General features: G+C 38.4%; 21 protein-coding genes. 6 read left to right on the forward strand and 15 right to left on the reverse strand.

What is annotated here, in order from left to right; all coding sequences use genetic code 11:
• Positions 1–58: 58 nt before the first annotated feature.
• From BTO22_RS06880 to BTO22_RS06915, 8 genes are all read right to left on the reverse strand, one after another.
• Positions 59–1,408 carry a BatD family protein gene (locus tag BTO22_RS06880; protein ID WP_105054846.1) on the reverse strand — a complete coding sequence of 450 codons (1,350 nt, stop codon included), beginning with the start codon at positions 1,406–1,408 and terminating at the stop codon, positions 59–61.
• Positions 1,408–3,138: a vWA domain-containing protein gene (locus tag BTO22_RS06885; RefSeq protein WP_105054847.1), complete on the reverse strand. Its 1,731-nt coding sequence runs from the start codon at positions 3,136–3,138 to the stop codon at positions 1,408–1,410. Before BTO22_RS06885 ends, BTO22_RS06880 begins: the two co-directional genes overlap by 1 nt.
• Entirely contained in the window at positions 3,131–4,201 is a 1,071-nt protein-coding gene (locus BTO22_RS06890; protein ID WP_105054848.1) for a vWA domain-containing protein, read from the reverse strand. Before BTO22_RS06890 ends, BTO22_RS06885 begins: the two co-directional genes overlap by 8 nt.
• Entirely contained in the window at positions 4,191–4,715 is a 525-nt protein-coding gene (locus BTO22_RS06895; protein WP_105054849.1) for a DUF4381 domain-containing protein, read from the reverse strand. Before BTO22_RS06895 ends, BTO22_RS06890 begins: the two co-directional genes overlap by 11 nt.
• On the reverse strand, positions 4,712–5,650 hold the full coding sequence (locus tag BTO22_RS06900; protein WP_105054850.1) for a DUF58 domain-containing protein: 939 nt from the start codon (positions 5,648–5,650) through the stop codon (positions 4,712–4,714). The genes BTO22_RS06895 and BTO22_RS06900 overlap by 4 nt, the downstream gene beginning before the upstream one ends.
• An 8-nt stretch (positions 5,651–5,658) precedes the next feature.
• Positions 5,659–6,672 carry an AAA family ATPase gene (locus BTO22_RS06905; protein ID WP_105054851.1) on the reverse strand — a complete coding sequence of 338 codons (1,014 nt, stop codon included), beginning with the start codon at positions 6,670–6,672 and terminating at the stop codon, positions 5,659–5,661.
• A gap of 97 nt (positions 6,673–6,769) precedes the next feature.
• Positions 6,770–9,025 (reverse strand): multiheme c-type cytochrome, encoded by a 2,256-nt coding sequence (locus BTO22_RS06910; protein WP_105054852.1) that lies wholly within the window; start codon positions 9,023–9,025, stop codon positions 6,770–6,772.
• A gap of 170 nt (positions 9,026–9,195) precedes the next feature.
• Positions 9,196–10,743: an arylsulfatase gene (locus BTO22_RS06915; protein ID WP_105054853.1), complete on the reverse strand. Its 1,548-nt coding sequence runs from the start codon at positions 10,741–10,743 to the stop codon at positions 9,196–9,198.
• Positions 10,744–10,966: 223 nt separating this feature from the next.
• Between BTO22_RS06915 and BTO22_RS06920 the strand changes: the two genes are divergently transcribed.
• The 3 genes from BTO22_RS06920 to BTO22_RS06930 all read left to right on the forward strand — a co-directional run bounded on the left by BTO22_RS06920 (position 10,967) and on the right by BTO22_RS06930 (position 15,233).
• Complete coding sequence (locus BTO22_RS06920; RefSeq protein ID WP_105054854.1) at positions 10,967–12,517, forward strand: arylsulfatase; 1,551 nt, start codon at positions 10,967–10,969, stop codon at positions 12,515–12,517.
• A gap of 68 nt (positions 12,518–12,585) precedes the next feature.
• On the forward strand, positions 12,586–13,491 hold the full coding sequence (locus BTO22_RS06925) for a hypothetical protein (RefSeq protein ID WP_105054855.1): 906 nt from the start codon (positions 12,586–12,588) through the stop codon (positions 13,489–13,491).
• Between the two features lie 170 nt (positions 13,492–13,661).
• Positions 13,662–15,233: an arylsulfatase gene (locus BTO22_RS06930; protein ID WP_105054856.1), complete on the forward strand. Its 1,572-nt coding sequence runs from the start codon at positions 13,662–13,664 to the stop codon at positions 15,231–15,233.
• Between the two features lie 60 nt (positions 15,234–15,293).
• On the opposite strand, the gene BTO22_RS06935 is transcribed toward BTO22_RS06930, so the two are convergent.
• Positions 15,294–15,569, reverse strand: coding sequence for a nitrogenase-stabilizing/protective protein NifW (locus BTO22_RS06935; RefSeq protein WP_105054857.1), 276 nt, complete (start codon positions 15,567–15,569; stop codon positions 15,294–15,296).
• Between the two features lie 191 nt (positions 15,570–15,760).
• On the reverse strand, positions 15,761–16,105 hold the full coding sequence (locus tag BTO22_RS06940; protein ID WP_105054858.1) for a hypothetical protein: 345 nt from the start codon (positions 16,103–16,105) through the stop codon (positions 15,761–15,763).
• Positions 16,106–16,329: 224 nt separating this feature from the next.
• On the opposite strand from BTO22_RS06940, the gene BTO22_RS06945 reads away from it, so the two are divergent.
• Genes BTO22_RS06945 through nqrM form a run of 3 tightly spaced genes read left to right on the forward strand, consistent with a single transcriptional unit; the run spans position 16,330 to position 17,248 of the window.
• Positions 16,330–16,617: a DUF134 domain-containing protein gene (locus BTO22_RS06945; RefSeq protein ID WP_105054859.1), complete on the forward strand. Its 288-nt coding sequence runs from the start codon at positions 16,330–16,332 to the stop codon at positions 16,615–16,617.
• Positions 16,614–17,054, forward strand: a complete 441-nt coding sequence (locus BTO22_RS06950) for a NifB/NifX family molybdenum-iron cluster-binding protein (RefSeq protein WP_105054860.1) — start codon at positions 16,614–16,616, stop codon at positions 17,052–17,054. Before BTO22_RS06945 ends, BTO22_RS06950 begins: the two co-directional genes overlap by 4 nt.
• The gene (gene nqrM / locus BTO22_RS06955) at positions 17,051–17,248 is read left to right on the forward strand and encodes a (Na+)-NQR maturation NqrM (RefSeq protein WP_105054861.1); all 198 of its coding nucleotides are present in this window, start codon (positions 17,051–17,053) and stop codon (positions 17,246–17,248) included. The genes BTO22_RS06950 and nqrM overlap by 4 nt, the downstream gene beginning before the upstream one ends.
• Before the next feature lie 109 nt (positions 17,249–17,357).
• Here nqrM and BTO22_RS06960 read toward each other — a convergent pair whose 3' ends face one another.
• The 5 genes from BTO22_RS06960 to BTO22_RS06980 all read right to left on the reverse strand — a co-directional run bounded on the left by BTO22_RS06960 (position 17,358) and on the right by BTO22_RS06980 (position 20,629).
• The gene (locus BTO22_RS06960) at positions 17,358–17,714 is read right to left on the reverse strand and encodes a DUF4156 domain-containing protein (RefSeq protein WP_105054862.1); all 357 of its coding nucleotides are present in this window, start codon (positions 17,712–17,714) and stop codon (positions 17,358–17,360) included.
• 318 nt (positions 17,715–18,032) lie between these two features.
• The gene (locus tag BTO22_RS06965) at positions 18,033–18,485 is read right to left on the reverse strand and encodes a YccF domain-containing protein (RefSeq protein ID WP_105054863.1); all 453 of its coding nucleotides are present in this window, start codon (positions 18,483–18,485) and stop codon (positions 18,033–18,035) included.
• A gap of 75 nt (positions 18,486–18,560) precedes the next feature.
• The gene (locus BTO22_RS06970) at positions 18,561–18,722 is read right to left on the reverse strand and encodes a hypothetical protein (protein WP_105054864.1); all 162 of its coding nucleotides are present in this window, start codon (positions 18,720–18,722) and stop codon (positions 18,561–18,563) included.
• A gap of 54 nt (positions 18,723–18,776) precedes the next feature.
• Entirely contained in the window at positions 18,777–19,229 is a 453-nt protein-coding gene (locus BTO22_RS06975) for a hypothetical protein (RefSeq protein ID WP_105054865.1), read from the reverse strand.
• Between the two features lie 131 nt (positions 19,230–19,360).
• Positions 19,361–20,629: a DEAD/DEAH box helicase gene (locus tag BTO22_RS06980; protein WP_105054866.1), complete on the reverse strand. Its 1,269-nt coding sequence runs from the start codon at positions 20,627–20,629 to the stop codon at positions 19,361–19,363.
• Between the last annotated feature and the right edge of the window lie 127 nt (positions 20,630–20,756).

The following is a 20,756-nucleotide window of genomic DNA, read 5'->3' on the forward strand; positions in this document are numbered from 1 at the left end:
TGGCACTACTGATTGATCCTACTATGCACTGTATATAACTAAAGGTTCTACACAACCTTTAATCTTTTCTTTTGTGTTGATTCTCTTGGTTTTTTACATATTTTCTTCGTAATTGATCAAACTGAGGAAATACGGCTTTTGGTTTCCACACAGAAAAGAAAGAAAATAATCCATTCAATGAGTGAGACATCTTCTTCCATAAACGTGAAGACAACTTTTTTGTAATCTCATTTGATTGAAACGTTGAAGAATCTTGTCGCCAATCGGCTGTCGAATAACAATGCTTTAATTCTAACTGTTCGCTCTTAATTCTTAATGAACGATAAAGAAGCGTTCGTACCTTACCCCACTCTTGTTTATTTACAGCTCTTGAATACATAAACCAAGCTGGTAATGGATGAGTTTGATAATACCGTGCTGTTTTAATCACGATAAATAAAATAACCATTGCGCCCATCATCAATACCGCTAACCAATACCAATATTGATGTAACCAAGAACTCATAGTATGAGAAACAGAAAATGATTGGCCATCAAGCGTAATGGTCTTTAATTCTTGAGCATCTGTATCCCACCAAGTTAAATGAATCGCTGGAAACGTTACCTCACCTCCATTCTGGAGTACATAAACCACCGACTCTTTTCGTTTGGATAAATAATCACCACGGGTTTGTGAATCATCTAGTTGATTTGGTTGTGAATAGGTTTGATAATTCGTGGTCGAGGTTTGCTTAATCAATTCAGGGATCAGCATTGCTAATGTATCAGACCCTTTAATAATAACGGTACGAGTGATCGCATCGCCCGCTTTTAAATCATCGTTTGATTTATCCCATTGTTGTTCAACTGAAAAATCGCGGCCTGACACCCATTCAGATTCATCACTCAATAAACCTGATGGCGTAATAGCTGTAAACCTTTGGGGTTCTGTATACAAAACTCCGGAAACATTCCCTCCCCCTTCTCTTGATACTTGAACTTTAACCGCTGTCGGGGGGATGACAAAGTTACCTTCAGATTGTGGATATAGCGTAATCTCCCAACGTTGATGAGTCCAAGTTACACCATTACGTCTTTCCGTAAAATTCGTTGCTAATTGATTACGCTGCTTTGCAACCACATTGGATATTTCAATAGGAGTAATTCGAGTTCCACCAGTAAACCACCTTGGCGTCACGACTTCTATGTATAAGATAACCTGCTGATTTACAGCGTAAACTGCTGCTTTCTTGCCATTACTATCTTTAAGCTTATTCGAATCACTTAACCATGTTTTTATTGTCACTTGATCTGATTTATCAAGTGTCTCAACCATACTGGCTCTAGAACCAAAGCTTATTACCATTAATATAACAGCGACAAAAATGAAAAGGTGTATGACTCGACGTTTATCATTATTCTGAGACATTATTTACCCTCTCCACTGTTAGTTGGTTCAGAAAGCGATAATGTTGAAACAGATTGCTTGGAGGTCGCCTGCTGATCGCGAAGTTGAAGCTGAAATTTCGCGCGTAAGAAATATTTAGGGTCAGCCTCCACACGACGTAACCATTTATCAGCAAGTTCTTGGCTTCCTAGAATTTCATTCGCATTCAGTTTCTCTTCTTTCATTAACGCAGAATCTACTTTCTCATCGGCTCCATCACCCGTTTTAGGTTTATCTTCACCTAATTCAAAAGACTCCTCAGGCCCATCTGTGCTGCCTTTCTGGCTTTCACTCATGCGATTCACTTCCTCAACAATGCTTTGCATAATCGATAGGTTATTTTCTGTTTTTTCTTTTAATTCGCTTTCAAGATTTTTTTCTAACAATAATTGATAAATGTCACGAGCAGCCAGATACTCTCTTTGTCTTGCCAGCGAATTAGCGGCATTAAAAATACCTAAGTTGGTTTTTATTTGTAAAAAGGCACTATGAGCTAATTTGTATTCGCCAGCATAATAATAAGCGATGCCTTTTTTAAGAGGGTCTTGATAGCGCTTTGCGGCCGTTAAATATTCAAATTTATCAAAATACCACTGTCCTTGTTGGTCTGGCGTTAACCATAAATCCATCCACCATTGCGTCGTTTTATCCCATGCCGTCACTTCTTTTACTGGTTCATTTGTTTTGGCTTTTAAGCTCACCGTTTCAGCATAAGTTGAAGTCGAATAAAAGCTAGGAAAAACAATCAATGCCACCAAACACCATTTTACTAACCAGCCTTTTCTAAACCATGACAGCATCAAAAGAGATACAGGGAATAAAAGAAAATACCCCATGTCTTTCCACGGCATTGCCGATTCATTATTTAACTGCATGTGACGTTCTATTTTACTGTTTAACGTCTTAATATCACTGTCGTCAATCGTCACTTCAACGACGCTACCATTACTTTTACTGGCTAATAATTTAAGCGAGGAAAGATCCATAGGATTATCACTTGCCCTGTCACCATTTCCCGCCGCCAATACTAATAATTGATGTCGACTATCGGCAAAATAATCTTGATACGCTTTAATCGTGGTCGGGTTTACTCCATCAGTAATTAATAAGACCGTGCCAACACTCTCTTTACCTAGTTGTGGTTCTATCAGAGGCAATGCAGTCTCTGCATTTTTACCTTCTACAGGCATAATATCGGGTTGAATAGCGGCTAAAAATGGCGCGAATACCGAGTCATCTTTAGTTAATGGCATGGCTAAATGCGCTGAACCAGAAAAGACAACTAACCCTGTTTTACCACCTTGTCGTTGCTTGATTAAATCTCGTATTTTTTGCTTTGAACGCTCTAAACGGTTCGGCGCAAGATCCTTTTGCAACATCGACTCACTGTTATCCAACACAATAAGTAACGCCGCTTTATCTTCACCAAATGGAGATGCTTCACGCTGCCAAGTTGGGCCTGCACATACAATAATTGCGACAAACATAGAGATACTTAGCAACTTTAATGGCAGTTGTTTTTTCCACCCGGCATCATTAATGGTTAATGCATTACGTAAATGTTTTGGTAATTGTTCTTGCCACTCATTTTTTGAATCTTGTTTCCAACGTAAATAAATCACAATACCAAACGGGATTAAGACCAATAACCATAACGGTCGAATAAAATTGAATTGTTCAGCAATTTGCTGCCACATCAGGGAATCAAACATGCTTTTCTCCCGATTTAACATGACGCTTAATCGTCGCAAAGCCAAAAGCGAATAAGTACATCATGACGATCAACATCATTGGGTATTGATGAATTGACTGCTTTGGTCGATAAGTCGTGCTTTCATATAGTTGAGGCTCTAATTCACCAATGGCTTCATAAGCTTGCTCTAATTCATCGCGATTAATAGCTTGAAACGCTTTACCACCAGAGGCTTCTGCTACTCTATTAATTACATTCATGTCTAGAGCTTGTTCCCCAACGGTTCTTGGATCACCCATTGCGATCATATGAATACGTACATTTTTGGCTGCCGCAACCTTAGCTGCATCAATCGGTTCGACATAACTGCCTGTATCATTACCATCCGTTAAAACAATGGCCACTTTCTCACGTGGTTTTACGTTGCTATCTTTGGTATCAACCTCACTGCTTGTCTCTTCTTTTGAGCTTTGCTCAAAGACTTTAATCGCAAGCCCAATAGCATCACCTAAATGGGTACTTTGCCCTGCCATTGCCACATCGGTTTGATTTAATAACTCTAACCACACTCTTTGATCCGCGGTAAATGGGGTTTGAACAAACGCAGCATCACCAAATAAAATTAAACCTAGACGGTCCCCTTTACGAGTCTTAACGAAATCGGCCAACACTTCTTTTGTTGCTTCTAAACGAGAAATCTTTTGAATAGAACCTTCGCTTGAAGAACCTTTGGACACAAAGTCTTGCTCAGCCATCGAACCTGATAAGTCCACCACAACCATCACATCTCGCCCCAAGCTTTCACGAGTTTGAGGTTCGCCTAAAATGGTCGGTTTGGTCAGTGCGAAAATTAATAAGCACCATGACATAATCAAAAATGCTTTTTGCCAATAACTTGCTTGTAACTGACTTGCCCCCTCAGATGGATACTCATCTAATGCTTTTACTAACACATCAAAGAAAGGTACTTTAATGGCAGATTGGCGTGTACGGTAAGCTGGTATTAACCAATAAATAATGATCGGTAATGGCAACATCCATAGCCAATATGGATTTGCTAATTCTAACTGATTAAACTGCATCTTCGCCTCCATGTTGATTTAATGTAGGCATTACATGGTTAGATAACCATTGCTGACATAACACAGTTAACTCAGTGAGTTGTTGCTCTGATAATGCATATCTCTGTTGTACCAAGGAACGCATCCATTGCTGCCCAAGTTCCCCATTAAAATCACACACACTATCGGATGAATAAGAATCTAATGCGATAAGAAAATCATCTTTAAAGAGCGTTGCGTTTTTTGGATTGACGTGAGTTAATACGGCTTTCATCACTTCAAAAATCTCATAACTTAATGATGGATTATTCACTGAACTTGATATCAAATTTAATAAACTGCTTGCTTCACGACGATAGCGATTTACCCACCATTTTTTAATCCATGTCACAATGCAGTAAGCCGAAAAAACAAACAGAATGATGGCGACAATTTTCCAACCTATCGTTTGAGGAAACCAACTCACATGATCGGGAACGGTCACCTCACTCATTTTTCTAAGCATATAACTGCTTGGCGGCTCATGAATACTCATCGTCTGCCTCCTATTGCACGCTTCAACTGCTCGATATGATGCCCTGACGTATCTGCTTCAATAAGAGGAAGACCTTTTGCTGCCATCAACTGAATTAATTGCTCTTTCTTTAAATCTTGATGGTCACTAAGCCCCTTATTGGCTATATCAAATTTCTTTGAATCATTAAGGTTAATCTGAAATGCACCGTCACCCACAACCCATGAACTGCTTTGTGATGGAAAATTGGACTCGAACGGATCAGAAATTAATACACCTAATACATCATTATGTTTTTGAAGGTGTTTTAAGTGAGTGATCTCATCAGGAGTAACGCCATGCCAATCACTTAAAATAATGATGGTTGCTTCTTTGAGCTTTAATCGGCCTAGTAACGTTACAAACTGTGTAAAATCAACATCACCTGTATCTTTACTTCCCACATCTAAGGACTGATTAATACTAGATAACAATTGTAATCGATGGAGTAAATCACCCTGAGAACGCTTTGGTGTTAACCAATGCATTTTCTCACTTGAACTAATAACAAAACCAACGCGATCACTGTCTTGTAAAATTCGCCATGCAGTGAGTGCAGCCAATTCAGCTGCCACAACCGATTTCATTGTCTCTACTGATGAAAAATACATACTGCTGCGTTGATCTACACAGATAATAAAATTTCGGTCTTTTTCTTCCGTGTACGATCTCACATGAGGCTTGCCAGTTCGCATTGTCACCTTCCAATCAAGATTGCGAATATCGTCACCGAGTTGGTAATGCCTTAGCTCCTCAAAATTTAAACCACGCCCACGAAAAATAGACGAATGACGACCAGACAACGCAGTGCCTGATTTTAAATTCGGTAATAAACTGAATGATCTCGCTTGAGATTGCAGTTTTACTAATTGGCTGTATTCACAATGAATACGTGTATCAGTGCTTTTTTCGTTCATAAAAAGCCCTACCCAATAACAACGTGGTCCAATAACTCATTGATGACTTGTTCTTGTGTCACACCATCAGCTAAAGCGTCATAACTCAAGGTAATACGATGTCCCAACACTGAATGTGCCATTGCACGAATATCATCCGGTTCTACGTAATTTCGCCCCTGCAACCATGCATACGCACGCGCACATTTATCAAGTGATATAGAGGCTCGGGGACTCGAACCAATATCTATCCAACAAGACAAGTTTGATTCTGAGTAACGCTCAGGCTTACGAGTTGCCATGACTAACCCGACAATGTATCGCTCGCTAATTTCAGACACTTCGACACTTGAAAGCTCTGTTCTGGCTTGCATTACTACTGATGGGTCTAATTGAATCGAGGTCTCTGTATTATGTTGAGAGGCACTGTTTTCATCAGAATCACCAGACTCTTCCACTCTCGATTCTTCACTTCGCACAAGGCGAATAATATCGAGCTCGGCATCATCATCTGGATAATCAACAGATACTTTCATTATAAATCGGTCCATTTGCGCTTCAGGCAATGGATACGTTCCTTCTTGCTCTACAGGGTTCTGTGTTGCAAGTACCATAAACAGCTCAGGTAAAGTATGTGTTTGATCGCCAACGGTTATAGTACCTTCTGCCATCGCTTCTAATAATGCCGCTTGTACCTTAGCTGGCGCTCGGTTGATCTCATCCGCCAAGACAATGCTGTTAAAAATAGGGCCAGGCTGAAAATGCAATTGGGGTTTACCATTTTGCTCTTGATATACCTCGGTACCAGTAACATCTGATGGAAGAAGATCGGGAGTAAATTGAATTCGCCCAAACGAGGTATGTAAATTATCAGCTAATGATTTAACCGAGCGTGTTTTTGCCGTACCCGGTAAACCTTCTAGCAAAACATGCCCTTGAGTTAATAACCCAATAACCAATGAACGCACGACATGGGATTGACCAATCACTGATTTCTCTACTTGAGAGATAAGCGATGTAATAGCCTGCTGAGTTTGATTCATGTTTTCTCCTTACGTTCACGAGTTAGACCAATAGATACTAGAGTTTAGCTTTCACTATTCTAGTTAAGTCCATCATAACTATTGGTTATAGTGTTCATTAATAAAGCCTTTTTTTAAGCTCACTGATCACACTTTTAGGGGCATATTGTTCAAGCTGAGTAATGCATTGTGCTGCTTGAGGTAATTTTCCTTTTAACAATAAATCACATTGGGCAAATAAGTGTTGAGGATTACCACTCAACTCAAACGCTTTTCCTAGCGCATCAGCCCCTTGTTCACTATTTATTCCTTCTAACGAAAGGCCATAAACATACCAATATTGAGCATTCTGCTTTTCTATATTTGCGGCTTGTTTGAAATAATTTGCAGCTTCTGATTTATTACCGAGTCTTAATAACGACAATCCTGTGCTATAAGGCAATGCACCTGATTTAGGTTGAGCTTGAATACCTTGTTTCAGTAACTCTAATCCCTTATTCTCATCACCTTGCCTACGATATAAATCAGCTAGATTTACGTAACTGTTTACAAAGTACGGTTCAATATCTATAGCCCCTAAATAGGCTTTCTCCGCTTTTTTCAACTGACCTTTTGCTCGATACACGTTACCTAAGTTGGTACGCCCAAATCCTCTATCAGAATTAAACAACTGAATATTAATATACTCATTTAATACAGGATTAAGTTGTTCTCTTTGTAGAGGATTTAATTCTGGCCAATAGGCACCTAATGCGCCTGCTGCTTCAGTTCTAACACCAAGTACAGGATCGTTTAATAACGGAGACAATATTTGCCAGCGATCATGAGATGAATATCCAGCAGAGCCTTGAACCGTCCCTAAACGCATCAATTCATCTTCATTTTTAACCGCTCGCCCTAATGCAACTAACGTATTTTTACTTGGAAACGCACTTAAACGATACAGCGCAGAACCTCGAATAATCCCAGCCTGCTTTGCATCTTGTGCCGTATAAGAAAGCGCATCTCCTGCACCACGATAATTGATGTCTGATGCGTAAAATGCGACGGCAAAATGCTGTTGATTACGGAATGGGGAGTCAGGAAACCATTCTCCCACTTGTTTATCTGCCCACACATCGTCTTTCTCTTCATGACATTGTGTACACACATTGGGTGTTCCTATGTTTTTACTTAAATCAGGTCTTGGGATCTGCCAGCTATGGTCTCGCCTCGCATCAACCCCCATATAGGTCGTTTCTGGCATATGACACGTCGTGCATTGTGATGCTTCAGTATTAGCCTCATGAAAGGAATGTTTTTCTGGTGTATATTCCGATGCGATATGGCATTGGCTGCAAACGGCTTGCTCAGGAATATCTAGCTTTGTTGAGTGCGGATTATGACAATTGCTGCACGTAACCCCTTTATCAGCCATTTTAGATTGCATAAAAGACCCATAAACATAGTCTTCATCGTAAATCTGACCATCATTATGATAAAGCTCAGGTGTAATTAAACTTGGCAGATAGCTGTCTAATAATGAGCGAGAATCACCATTCACATGAGCTTGGTCTTCGTTTAATTGGCTTCTACGACTATGGCATTGCGCGCAAACAGTGACTTGATCTGTCTTTTGAATGTCTTTTGGTTGCAGTGTTGAATGCCCTTCTTTAAACACCCACTCTTTAACCGATTTACTTAAATCTCTATCAAAGCCATAATGAAGGTTAGTGGCATTATTTTGATTTTTACTCCAATTGACATGCTTACTCGCTGGGCCATGACAGGCCTCACAACTGACATTGATTTCAGACCATGTCGTTTGGTAGGTATCAGTTGTTGAATCGTAGTTTTTCTTTACATCAGTAGAGTGGCAATCCGCACACATGAAGTTCCAATTTTGACCAGAGTTAGTCCAATAAAATTCATCTATTTTTTTCATTTCAGGATACAGATGATACCAACGCTGACCACCCTCTGTTTTTTCTCTTGAATCCCATGCAAATGGAATTAACTGAATACGCCCATCTTCAAATTCCACCATGTATTGTTGCAGTGGTTCAAAGCCAAACGTATAAGTAATTTGATAATCGTGAAACTTTCCATCCGGTCCTTCGATATTGACCCAATATTGGTCACCTTTTTTAAAAAAACGATTCGTATTACCTTCAAATTCAAATGTCGCGTTAGTAAAGTCACCCAACACACTAGCGTCGTCTGCGTGTTTCATTGCCATATCATGATCTGAACCAATCCAAGCTTCAACTTCTTCTTTATGGCAATCAACACAAGTTTCGTTACCCACAAAGTCGGCAGAAAAAGCATTTGATGAAAACCCAATAATGCTTATCCATATAACCCACAGTCCATAGACGATTTGTTTACTACTCATATACATCCTTGTATTGATATTTATTCTATTTTTCATCTCTAACGCTAAAGATAACAACATCTTAGATATAGCCTATATCTTCACATCTTTCCATTACTGTTCGTGAATATGTGAATGCTAACTGAAATAAAAAAGGGCTCCGAAGAGCCCAAGCATTATGGGAGATTTAATTACTTATTATGAGGCTGTTGCAGCTTTTCCATTACCTGATCCAAGCTGAAGCTTGCGGCTTTTTGACGAGGTGGGAACTCTTCAAATGTCGCTAAATACTTACCAACATACGCTTGCGCAGGAACAAACATATACGCATGATCTAATAACCAATCATAATAAGTATTTGACGTTACGTCAGCAACTTCGTATGGGTCCATGCGTAAGTTAAACAGCTTAGGCACACGTAATGTAACAAACGGTTCAGCCCAAATTTGAAGCGTACCTTTCACACGTTGCTCCATGAATACCGCTTTCCATTTGTTATAACGAAGTGCCGCTAAATCGCCATCATCCGTAAAATAGAAAATTTCTTCACGGCGACCTTTTTCTTCTTCACCAGTTAGATAAGGAAGAAAGTTGTAGCCATCTAGGTGATTTTTAAAGCTCTTATTACCAAGCTTAGTTCCTTTTTTAAGCTGGTCTTTGATCTTGTCGTTTCCAGCAATAGCTGCAAATGTTGGAAGCCAATCCATATGGTGCATAATCTCATTCGATACTACACCCGGTTCAATCTTACCCGGCCAACGAACCATTGCAGGAACGCGGTATGCCCCTTCCCAGTTGGTATTTTTTTCACTACGGAACGGCGTTGTACCTGCGTCTGGCCACGAATTCATGTGAGGGCCATTATCCGTGGAATAGAAAACTATCGTATTATCTTTAATACCTAGTTTATCGACCGCTTTTAAGACTTCACCAACGTGATTATCATGCTCAACCATACCATCAGCGTAATTACTGATACCCGTTGAACCTTGTAATTCAGGTTTTACGTGAGTTCTAAAATGCATTCGTGTTGCGTTCCACCATACAAAGAATGGTTTATCCGCTTTAACTGCTCGACCCATAAAGTCAATCGCAGCAGAAACCGTTTCATCATCGACAGTTTCCATACGTTTACGTGTTAAAGGACCCGTATCTTCAATTTTTCCATCAGCATAAGATTTAATAACACCACGAGGACCGAATTTTTTACGGAATTCAGGATCTTTAGGGTAATCAATATTCTCTGGCTCTTCTTCAGCGTTTAGATGGTAAAGGTTGCCAAAAAATTCATCAAATCCGTGCGCTGTAGGTAAAAATTCATCTTTATCACCAAGGTGGTTTTTACCAAATTGGCCAGTCATATAACCCAATGGCTTAAGCACTTCAGCAATGGTTGCATCTTCTGCTTGTAGGCCAATATCAGCACCTGGTAACCCAACTTTACTTAAACCAGTTCGTAGAACACTTTGTCCAGTAATAAAAGTAGATCTACCCGCCGTACAGGATTGTTCACCATAATAGTCGGTAAACATCATCCCTTCTTTAGCAATACTATCGATATTCGGTGTTTTGTATCCCATTAGACCAAAGGTATACGCACTAATGTTAGATTGACCAATATCATCACCCCAAATAACCAAAATATTTGGTTTTTCAGCGGCCAATGTATAACCCGAAGCTCCCATCAATACTGCACTTAGTATTGTTAGTCTGCGCTTCATTCCTTTTTTGACTTCCATATAAACTCCTGTTTCCATTGACAAAAAGAGCACCATTAAAGGTATAGTACATAAACCCTAAAGTGACAATAAATGTACAACAATTATTTCACTTTTTAACTACATAACTACTGGTTATGAACTTAATAACCAATTTCGATACATCGTTTTTTCCGCTTTTGCAGGATAATGCCGCTTTCTTTCCAATATTATCCAACTGAAATTATTCTTTCAGGAGATACCGATGAACAAAACAGTAAAAAAAACTGCCATTGCTACAGGTCTAGTTTTAGCAGGAATGCAGGTTGCTTATGCTGCAGCTCAACCTAATATTCTTGTTATTTTTGGCGATGATGTTGGTTACGGAAATATTTCAGCTTACAACCAAGGCATGCTTGGCTATCAAACGCCAAATATCGATAGCATTGCTAATGACGGTGCATTATTTACCTCTTATTATGGCCAACAATCTTGTACAGCAGGTCGCTCTGCGTTCATTACAGGACAAATGCCCATTCGCACAGGGCTTACTAAAGTAGGAATGCCAGGAGCAAAACAAGGTCTGCAAGCCCAAGATATTACCCTTGCTCAAACCTTAAAAGATTTAGGTTATTCCACTGGGCAATTTGGTAAGAACCACTTAGGTGACAATGATGATATGTTGCCGACTAACCACGGTTTTGATGAATTTTTTGGTAATCTTTATCACCTGAATGCAGAAGAAGAGCCAGAAAATCCTGATTACCCAAAAGATCCAAACTTTCGTAAAGACTATGGGCCTCGTGGGGTTATTCACTCTTACGCTGATGGAAAAATCGAAGACACAGGTCCTCTAACTCGTAAGCGTATGGAAACCGTTGATGAAGAAACATTAGATGCGGCAGTCAACTTCATGACGAAAGCAGTAAAGGCCGATAAGCCATTCTTTACATGGTATAACACTACACGAATGCACGCACGAACACACATAAAAGCCGAAAATTCAGGAAAAACAGGCCTTGGTGATTACGCTGACGGCATGGTTGAACATGATAATATCATTGGTAAATTATTAGATAAGGTCGATGACCTTGGTATTAATGATAACACTATAATTATTTATACCACCGACAATGGCCCAATGAATGCCACTTGGCCTGATGCTGCTTTCAGTCCATTCCGAGGAGAAAAAAACACAGGTTGGGAAGGTGGATTCCGAATTCCTGCTGTTGTGAAGTGGCCTGGGCATATAAAACCCGGCACAAAACTTAACGGAATGTTTGCTGGTGAAGATTGGCTACCTACCCTAACCGCTATCGCTGGTAATAAAGACATCAAACAAGAGTTACTAAAAGGCTATAAATCTGACAATGGTACAACTTATAAAAACCATTTAGACGGTTATAACCAAGTCAGTTATCTAACAGGAAAATCAAAAGACAGTGCGCGTAAAGAGTTCTTCTATTGGTCGGATGATGGTGATCTACTTGCAATGCGTGATGGTCGCTGGAAGCTACACTTCAAGATACAAGAGCACCAAGGTTGGGAAGTATGGACTCGTGAACTTACTACGTTACGTATGCCAATGATTTTCGATCTACAAGTTGATCCATATGAAAAAGCAGATCAAGGATTTGGCTATGATGAATGGACATTTGACCATGTGTTCTTATTTGTTCCTGCGCAAGCTAAAGTTGCCAAAATGCTTCAAAGCTTTAAAGAGTTTCCACCACGTCAAGAAATCCCTAGCTTCTCCGTTGATAAAGTTATGGATCAAATGATGAATATGGAAAAAGTAGCTAACGCTCGTAAATAATTCCAATATTATTTAGGGCTCACATGAGCCCTATTTTAACGCTTTTAAGATAGATAAAAGGCTAACTCATGAAGTTAAATAAACACTTCACTTTTGATGAATTTAGTGAAAAATTATGGTCTTTATTCCATGGGCAAGCACTTATCACTACATTTAATTCTCCACTGAATGAAGCCTGCTTTTCGTTTCAATACCTTGAACGAAATAATGTAGATTTTTATTTATTTGAAAGTCCTGAACCTTTATCTTTATTCAGTTTTCATCTACCCCAATCACTCAAACCAAAAACACTATTATTATTAGACGTCAACAATAAAGGATTACGTTTTAATGGCATCCTTTGCGAAGAACATCAATTTGCGTTAATTTCAGAAAAAAGCCAACACCCTTTTTGCCTTCAAATACCAGTCAATTGCCCTATTTTAGTTTGTGATATAAATACAAATAACAAACAATTCCAGGAACTTTGTAATAGTTTAGTTCCTGTTAATATCGATATAAAATATGCACAAGAATTAAAAACTGTTGTTCGCCATGCTAGTAAGATGCTCCCTAACAAAGATTCAAATGTTGGCGCAATATTATTAATGCGAATTGTCGAAATCTTATCTTTACACCCTACACCAATGCGCCCCCAATCATTAACAGGAAGAAGTCGCTTACCACGACGAAGTTTCATACCTAAATGTGTCGATTATATGATGGAAATGTCCTCCACCGATGCCATTAAGCAATTAGCAAAAGAAAAAAACATTTCCGAAAAAACAATCAGAAATGCTTTCAAAGAAACGGTTGGATTTACCCCAAAAGAGTTTGAACAAATCAGTAAATTGTTTGCCTTCCGTAGAGCATTAAAACAACCTGAAATTGTTACTGTATTCGAAGCAGCCATAGCAAGTGATGTATATCGATGGTCTCGCTATGCCAGTCGATATTCTAAAATTTTTAAAGAGTTACCAATTAAAACTCTTTGAGAAAGCTCTCACTTTACGTGAAATCAAAAAACACTACCAAATCAAATAAAATCTTAATATTCAAATAATTAAATATAAAAATAACTTTTGGTTATAACGCCTATAAAGCGACGACTAATTATTTCTCATTTAGAGTGCAGATAATTAATCATAACTAATTGGAGTTCTTTATGGGCCATCATTTAAGTAAGATCGCTGTTGGTGTCGGCTTACTTGCCACATCAGGTGCAGCACTCGCGGCTGCTCAACCTAATATCCTTGCCATTTTTGGTGATGATGTAGGCTATTGGAATATCAGTGCTTATAATCAAGGCATGATGGGCTATCAAACCCCAAACATTGACCGTATCGCTAATGAAGGTGCACTTTTTACTGATCACTATGGACAACAATCTTGTACAGCAGGACGTGCTGCTTTCATTACAGGCCAAGAACCTTTCCGTACCGGTTTATTAACCATTGGTATGCCAGGGTCTGATCACGGTATTCCTGATTGGGCTCCAACTATTGCCGATCTTCTTAAAGAACAAGGTTACATGACTGCTCAGTTTGGTAAAAACCACCTTGGCGATCAAGATAAACACCTACCCACAAATCATGGTTTTGATGAGTTCTTCGGCAACCTTTATCACTTAAACGCAGAAGAAGAACCTGAAACTTATTACTACCCTAAAGATCCTGAGTTCCGTAAAAATTACGGGCCTCGTGGTGTTATAAAATCATACGCTGACGGCAAGATTGAAGATACGGGTCCTATGACGCGTAAGCGTATGGAACATGCAGATGAAGAGTTCTTAGATTCATCACTTGCTTTCATGGAAAAAGCAGTCAAAGCAGATAAGCCTTTCTTTATCTGGCATAACACCACTCGTATGCACGTTTGGACTCGCCTACAAGAAAAATATCAAGGTAAATCAGGGGTAAGCATTTATGCCGATGGTATGCTTGAACACGATGATCAAGTGGGTATTTTACTGGATAAACTTGACGAGTTAGGCGTAGCAGACAATACCATTGTTATTTATTCTACAGATAACGGTGCAGAAACAGCGACATGGCCTGATGGCGGTGCAACCCCATTCTATGGCGAAAAAGGCACAACATGGGAAGGCGGTATGCGCGTTCCACAACTTGTACGTTGGCCTGGTACAATCAAACCAGGAACTAAAATCAATGAAATGATGGCACACCAAGATTGGCTTCCAACCTTACTTGATGCAGCTGGTGTTCCGAATGTGAAAGAAAAACTGGCTAAAGGCTATAAAGCTAATGGCAAAGAATTCAAAGTACATATTGATGGTTACGATTTCAAACCGTTGTTTGAAGGTAAAGTTGATAAAGGCCCTCGTGAATCACTACTTTACTTCACAGCAAATGGTGAATTAAATGCGGTTCGCTGGAAAGATTGGAAACTAAACTTTGCAGTGATGGAAGGTAATATCTCTAATGCCGTTCGTCTAGAACCAAACTGGCCTCAAATCATTCACCTACGTGCTGACCCATTTGAAAAAGCACCACATGAATCAGGCATGTATATGCGCTGGATGGCAGATAACATGTGGTTATTCGTTCCAATGCAAGATGTATTAGGTAAGTTCTTTAACACACTACCTGATTATCCAATGCAAATGAGTACACAAATGAACCCAGCGGCAATTAGCTCTCAATCACTTCAATTGAAAGCAAAAATGCAGCAATTAGATAAGCTTCAACAACAAATGAATAGCTTAAATATTAAGTAATTCATTCGTTAAATAAAATCCCCTTAATGTTTATTCACTAAGGGGATTTTTTATATCTCATTATCGACGTTGGCACGTAGTACATCCTCGACAAGCAGACCGAGTATGTTTACTCAAATAGCTCCTTTGCACCTTACAATATGCATTTTTAAGGGCGCGGCGAGCAGAAAACCAATCATCCGGCTTTGTCAGTAACAAATACCCATTAAAACGCTTCATGAGCTGTAGGCGATTCTCATCAATAAAACGACTATCAAAACCAATGTCAAAATGATCTAATGCTTGTTCTATCTTGGTAAAACTCGCTATTGTTTTTTGAATCTCTTCTTGGCTCATTATTTATACCAATACCATTGACTAGCTATTCTGCTCATTACAGAAATTAGTGTAAAAGTTAATAGATATTCAATTCTTGATGTAAAACGTCTATTGCCTTATTTATATTAATAAATAATCAAAAAAATGCCCCCAATACTCAAAATATTGAGGGCATCCCTTATTATTATCTGCTAACTTTCACACTGCACTTAGTGCTTGAAAGTATTCATTTCTGTGGCACTTGTTGCAGTTAAATCACCCGCTGGATTCAATAAATGCGGTAAGATTTTAGGTAAGTTCAATACAATATCTTTATCTTCAACCGGATAAATCACTTCATTATACCAACCCAGCAACCCCATTGATGCATAACCAATAGCATCGTTGTCTTCACGGTGTTCAATGATGATTTGTAGAAAACGCAAGATTGCTTTATCGTTTGATCCTGCTTGCTCACGCGTTGTGTGAAAAATCTTAGTCGCTTCAACTACTAGCCCTGCATATTCAGTTTCAACTGAAACCTTAAAAGAGCCACCATCAACAGATATTTTCATAATATTTAGCCAATTAAATTATTCTAATTAGGCCGAATAATAACGAAAAATACGCTCTTTGTCGTGATTACTTCTACAAACCAATTGATCTAAGTAAAGGAAAATAGCGCCGTGATTACTTTTTAATCTGACTACTGAGCTAGTTTTTAGCATATACCAAGAATAGTTATTGGCATATGCTAAAAACATTCTTATAATCGTTTTATATTTAATGGAGAGTATTCATGGCTAGACCTAAAAAGTGTCGCAGAATCTGTGGCAGAGCATCTTACAGTTGCTTTAAGCCAAATGGTGTACCTACAACTGAACTACCACAAATTAAGTTACTTGCTGAGGAATTAGAAGCTCTACGCCTCGCCGATTTTGAAGGTCTCAGTCAACAAGAAGCGGCTGATCAAATGATGGTTTCACGTCAAACCTTCGGGAATATTGTTAAACAGGCAAGGTTCAAAGTAACGAGTTGCTTAGTGCAAGGAAAGGCCTTAATGCTCCAAACGGAGAAAGAAGAATGATATTTGCAATCCCCTATCAAAATGAACGCATCGCTGGCCATTTTTCAAAAGCAGAGTCGTTTGTATTTACCAATAAGAGCGACTCTATAATCAGAAATAATCCAGCATTGAATAACGACAGTTGTGGTGGAAAAAAATCCCTATTAGCACTATTAAAAGAACAACAAACAGATGCTGTCTTAATTCGAAATATTGGACAGAAGATATTAGCAAAACTACTTAATGCTAATATTCGTGTTTTTCGCACATCTGGTCGTTTATCACTAGAAACACTAAAACTTTCTGAACTAACAGAATTAATCGACCCCTCTCAAGGGCGCCCATGTAAAAACAGCAAAAAAAACTGCTGTAAAAAAGAAGTAAATACACCACCGAGAATATTAAAGCCTCAACAAAACATCAACGGGCAATTTACTGTATTTGGAGTGAAACAATGAGTACCCTATTCATTACTTTTAGCGTTTTTATACTCGTTATTTTATTAATGGCGCTAGGCGTAATTTTTGGTCGAAAAGAAATTCAAGGCAGTTGCGGCGGGCTAAATAATGTCGGAGTTAATAAGGTATGTAATTGTGAGACTACCTGCGACGAACACAAACTGTATCAAATATCAGAGCCTACCGATAAATAAATTAAATCTTATCACTTACAGTCAGTATACTTAGAAAATAAGCAGTGATGATTAACTCACTTCACTGCTTTATTTAATATCATCGGTTAAATATGGTTACTATTTGTTATTATGCTGACGGTTTTACTTCTTCTTTTTTATCACATAGATAAGCGTTACCAAACATAGTTACTGAACTTGAAAAATTCAAAGGCTGAAATAAATATAATGTATTAGCCCCCAATGCTGCAGTTTTAATACGCATTTGGTTTAATGTTCCCCAAACCATATTTTTATCTGCATGTAACCAATAATCATAAAAATGGCCTTCAGAACCAAATACAATTCCCATTCGTTGACAGTCTTTTACCTCATCAACCTCATCCCAGATAACGTCTACTTTTTCTGATTCTTGAGTTGGAAAAGTAACACAGCCAGTTAATAGCATAGTAGATGCCAGCATGATGCCAGCCATTAGCGTTTTCATTAAATAATCACTAACAAAATAAATGTTGCGTGATTTTAGTGAAAAAAAATCCGCTGGCAAGTTAAAAATGAATAGACGCGTAAATTAATAGAAACCAATCAATTATATAACCATAATAATAACATTTAACCTTACCTTTTAATTAACAATATTGTTAATTATTGATTTTTGTATTGCCCTTCGTATTCCAAAAACATTAATCCAACTCTTTTAAATTAAATAAGAATGAAGTGCAGATTTATTAGGTAGATATATTATTTATATAAAGATAAATAGCATCAATAACAATGATATTATCGATGCTATTTGATATTACGCTTATCGCCACTTATCTGCTTCTGCTCTTGCATTTGCATTACGAGCGGCCGCTGCAACTTCTTTATCTACAATTGTCTGCCCAATAGGAGCAATAGAAATGGCAGCAAGCTTTAAGTGCTGAATCGCAAATGGAATACCAATAATAGTAACAAAGCACGCAACCGCTGATATTACATGTCCGATTGCCAGCCAGAAACCCGCAAAAATAAACCAAAGCACATTACCTATAAAACCAAGGCTACCTGTACCAATGTCTTCATTTAACGTCAATTCATCACGCGCAATCGCCTCTTTTCCAAAAGGAAAAAATGAAAATCCAGCAATAACAAAACACGCTCTCCCCCATGGGATACCAATAATACTAATGAAAGCAAGAATGCCAAAAAAGCACCAAGCCAAGCCCATGAATACACCACCAAAAAGGAACCAAATTAAATTACCAATTGCGCTCATTTTCTTTCCTTAACTTAAATATGATTACTTATATAACGTGAAACATAGTACCACTATTACAAATCAATACTGTAATTAATCATCAGCACCACATTTTGCACATTCATCATAGGTTCTTTCCCCTTCGCTGATCACTGTATATTGAATGACACACTTTTCACACAAAGCGAGAATTGGGTATGCTTCTTTTCTTTTTTTTGAAGCAGTATTACCTTCGGTTGTATAAAACTTTCTCATCGAGATACCTTATATTTTTCCAAATTTACTTTGGATTAAGATTCAATATATTATCTATTTAAAAATAGTTTTCGCTTTTAAGGTTTCTTCTTCACTAACACCGTCCTGCAAAGAAGGGTTAGTTGGGTAGCTCTTACCATCAAATGTCATAAGTACATACCCCTTCCCTTTGGACCAAACAATTAAGTTATTCCATCCATTCTTTTTTGTCTCAGTAACCCTTATTGGCGTACTAATAACCGTACTTTTAGAAATAAGAGCAAAGTCTGATCCTGTATTTTGAAAAACCAACATTGAACAACCACCAGAACCACACCAGTTCATGCCTTTTAGCATAACAACGGCATCTTCAAGTCCATCATTATTTAAATCGGTATAAGCGACATCAAAATCTGCGGCATTATTTTCAAGCGCAACTGAAACCGCTTGATGTATATCTGGCCTTAACTGGGGTTGCTCACTGCAACCAAACAAAAACAATGAAAAAGGTATCCATAACAATGTCATACAAGCTTCTCCCTAATAATCTTAGTTATATCAGTCTAAATTCACCTTTCAATAGTACCATTAAAACAAAAACACCCGACAAGGTTAAGTGTCGAGTGCTTTTCATTCTAATTTAATAACTTACGTTATATTTACCAGTTATCTGGGTATTTTCTTTTGTTCTTCTTGCCAGTGCCTTCTGGTTTTGCCACTGGTTTAATCGCTTCTAATAAAGCTTCTGTGATCTCTTCATCCACTTCAAAACCTGCGATTTGTTCACGCTCAAGACGAATTTTGTTTTTCTTCTCAATGATTTTGAAGTGATGGTAATCTTCATAATCAATAAGTGATAACGCTAAGCCCACTTCACCAGCACGGCCACTTCGACCTATACGGTGCATGTAATCAGCAGGGCTTCTTGGTAAATCAAAGTTAATTACTACTGGTAGCTTTTCAATATCTAAACCACGAGCCGCAATATCAGTTGCGATTAACACTTCAATCTCGCCGGCTTTAAAGGCTTCAAGAACACGACTACGAGCGCCCTGTCCTTTATCACCATGGAATACTTCAGCAGTAATACCACGTTTAGAAAGTTTATCAGCTAAGTGATTACAGCTGTTTTTCGCATTAACGAAAATAAGTGCTTGTCGCCATTCATTCTGATTAATCAAATGTGCTAAAACTGCGGTTTTCTCACCTTTATTAACGGTAAATACACGCTGTACTAATGTACTTGCATCTGCACTTTGTAATTGAATCTCAACAGGGTCATTAAGTAACTCTTGAGTTAATGTTTGTACTTCTTCAGGGAACGTTGCTGAGAACAATAATGTTTGCTTGTTCTTTGGTACTAATGAAAGCAACTGATTAAGCTCATCAGTAAAGCCAAGGCTTAGCATTCTATCTGCTTCATCAAGTACTAAGGTTTTTACTTTATCAAGCTTAATAGCATTACTTGAAATCAAATCCAGTAATCGACCCGGAGTCGCAACCAAAATATCAGCACCACCACGCAGTGCCAGCATTTGAGTATTGACTGAAACGCCACCAAAAACAGAAACGGTTTTAATCGCACCATTAAAATGCACCGCATAAGATTTAATGCTGTCAGCCACTTGCTTAGCAAGCTCACGAGTTGGAACTAACACTAGACCAGTAACATAGTTACCTTTCGTATTTTGTACTTTGCCTGATTGCTGAAGTTCAGCAATTTGCTGCAACATAGGTAAAGCAAATGTTGCTGTTTTACCTGAGCCTGTGTTTGCTCCCGCAATTAAGTCACGTCCAGCTAAGACACTTGGGATAGCTTGCGCTTGAATAGGCGTTGGCTGTTGATATTCCAGCTCAGTTAATCGTGCTAACAAAGGTGAAATAAGGCCAAGTTCAGTAAAGTTGGCTGGAGTTGTAATAGTGCTCATTAATATAAAGGGCTCAAAGCTAAGATAATAACTGACTATTTTAACTTATTTTTGCTTTCTAAAGTGAATTAAATCCATCATATAAGCTGTTCTATTAATAAAAATAATAGCTCAGATACAACAACGC

This window comes from Aliivibrio sifiae, assembly GCF_002954705.1.
GTDB lineage: Bacteria > Pseudomonadota > Gammaproteobacteria > Enterobacterales > Vibrionaceae > Aliivibrio > Aliivibrio sifiae_A.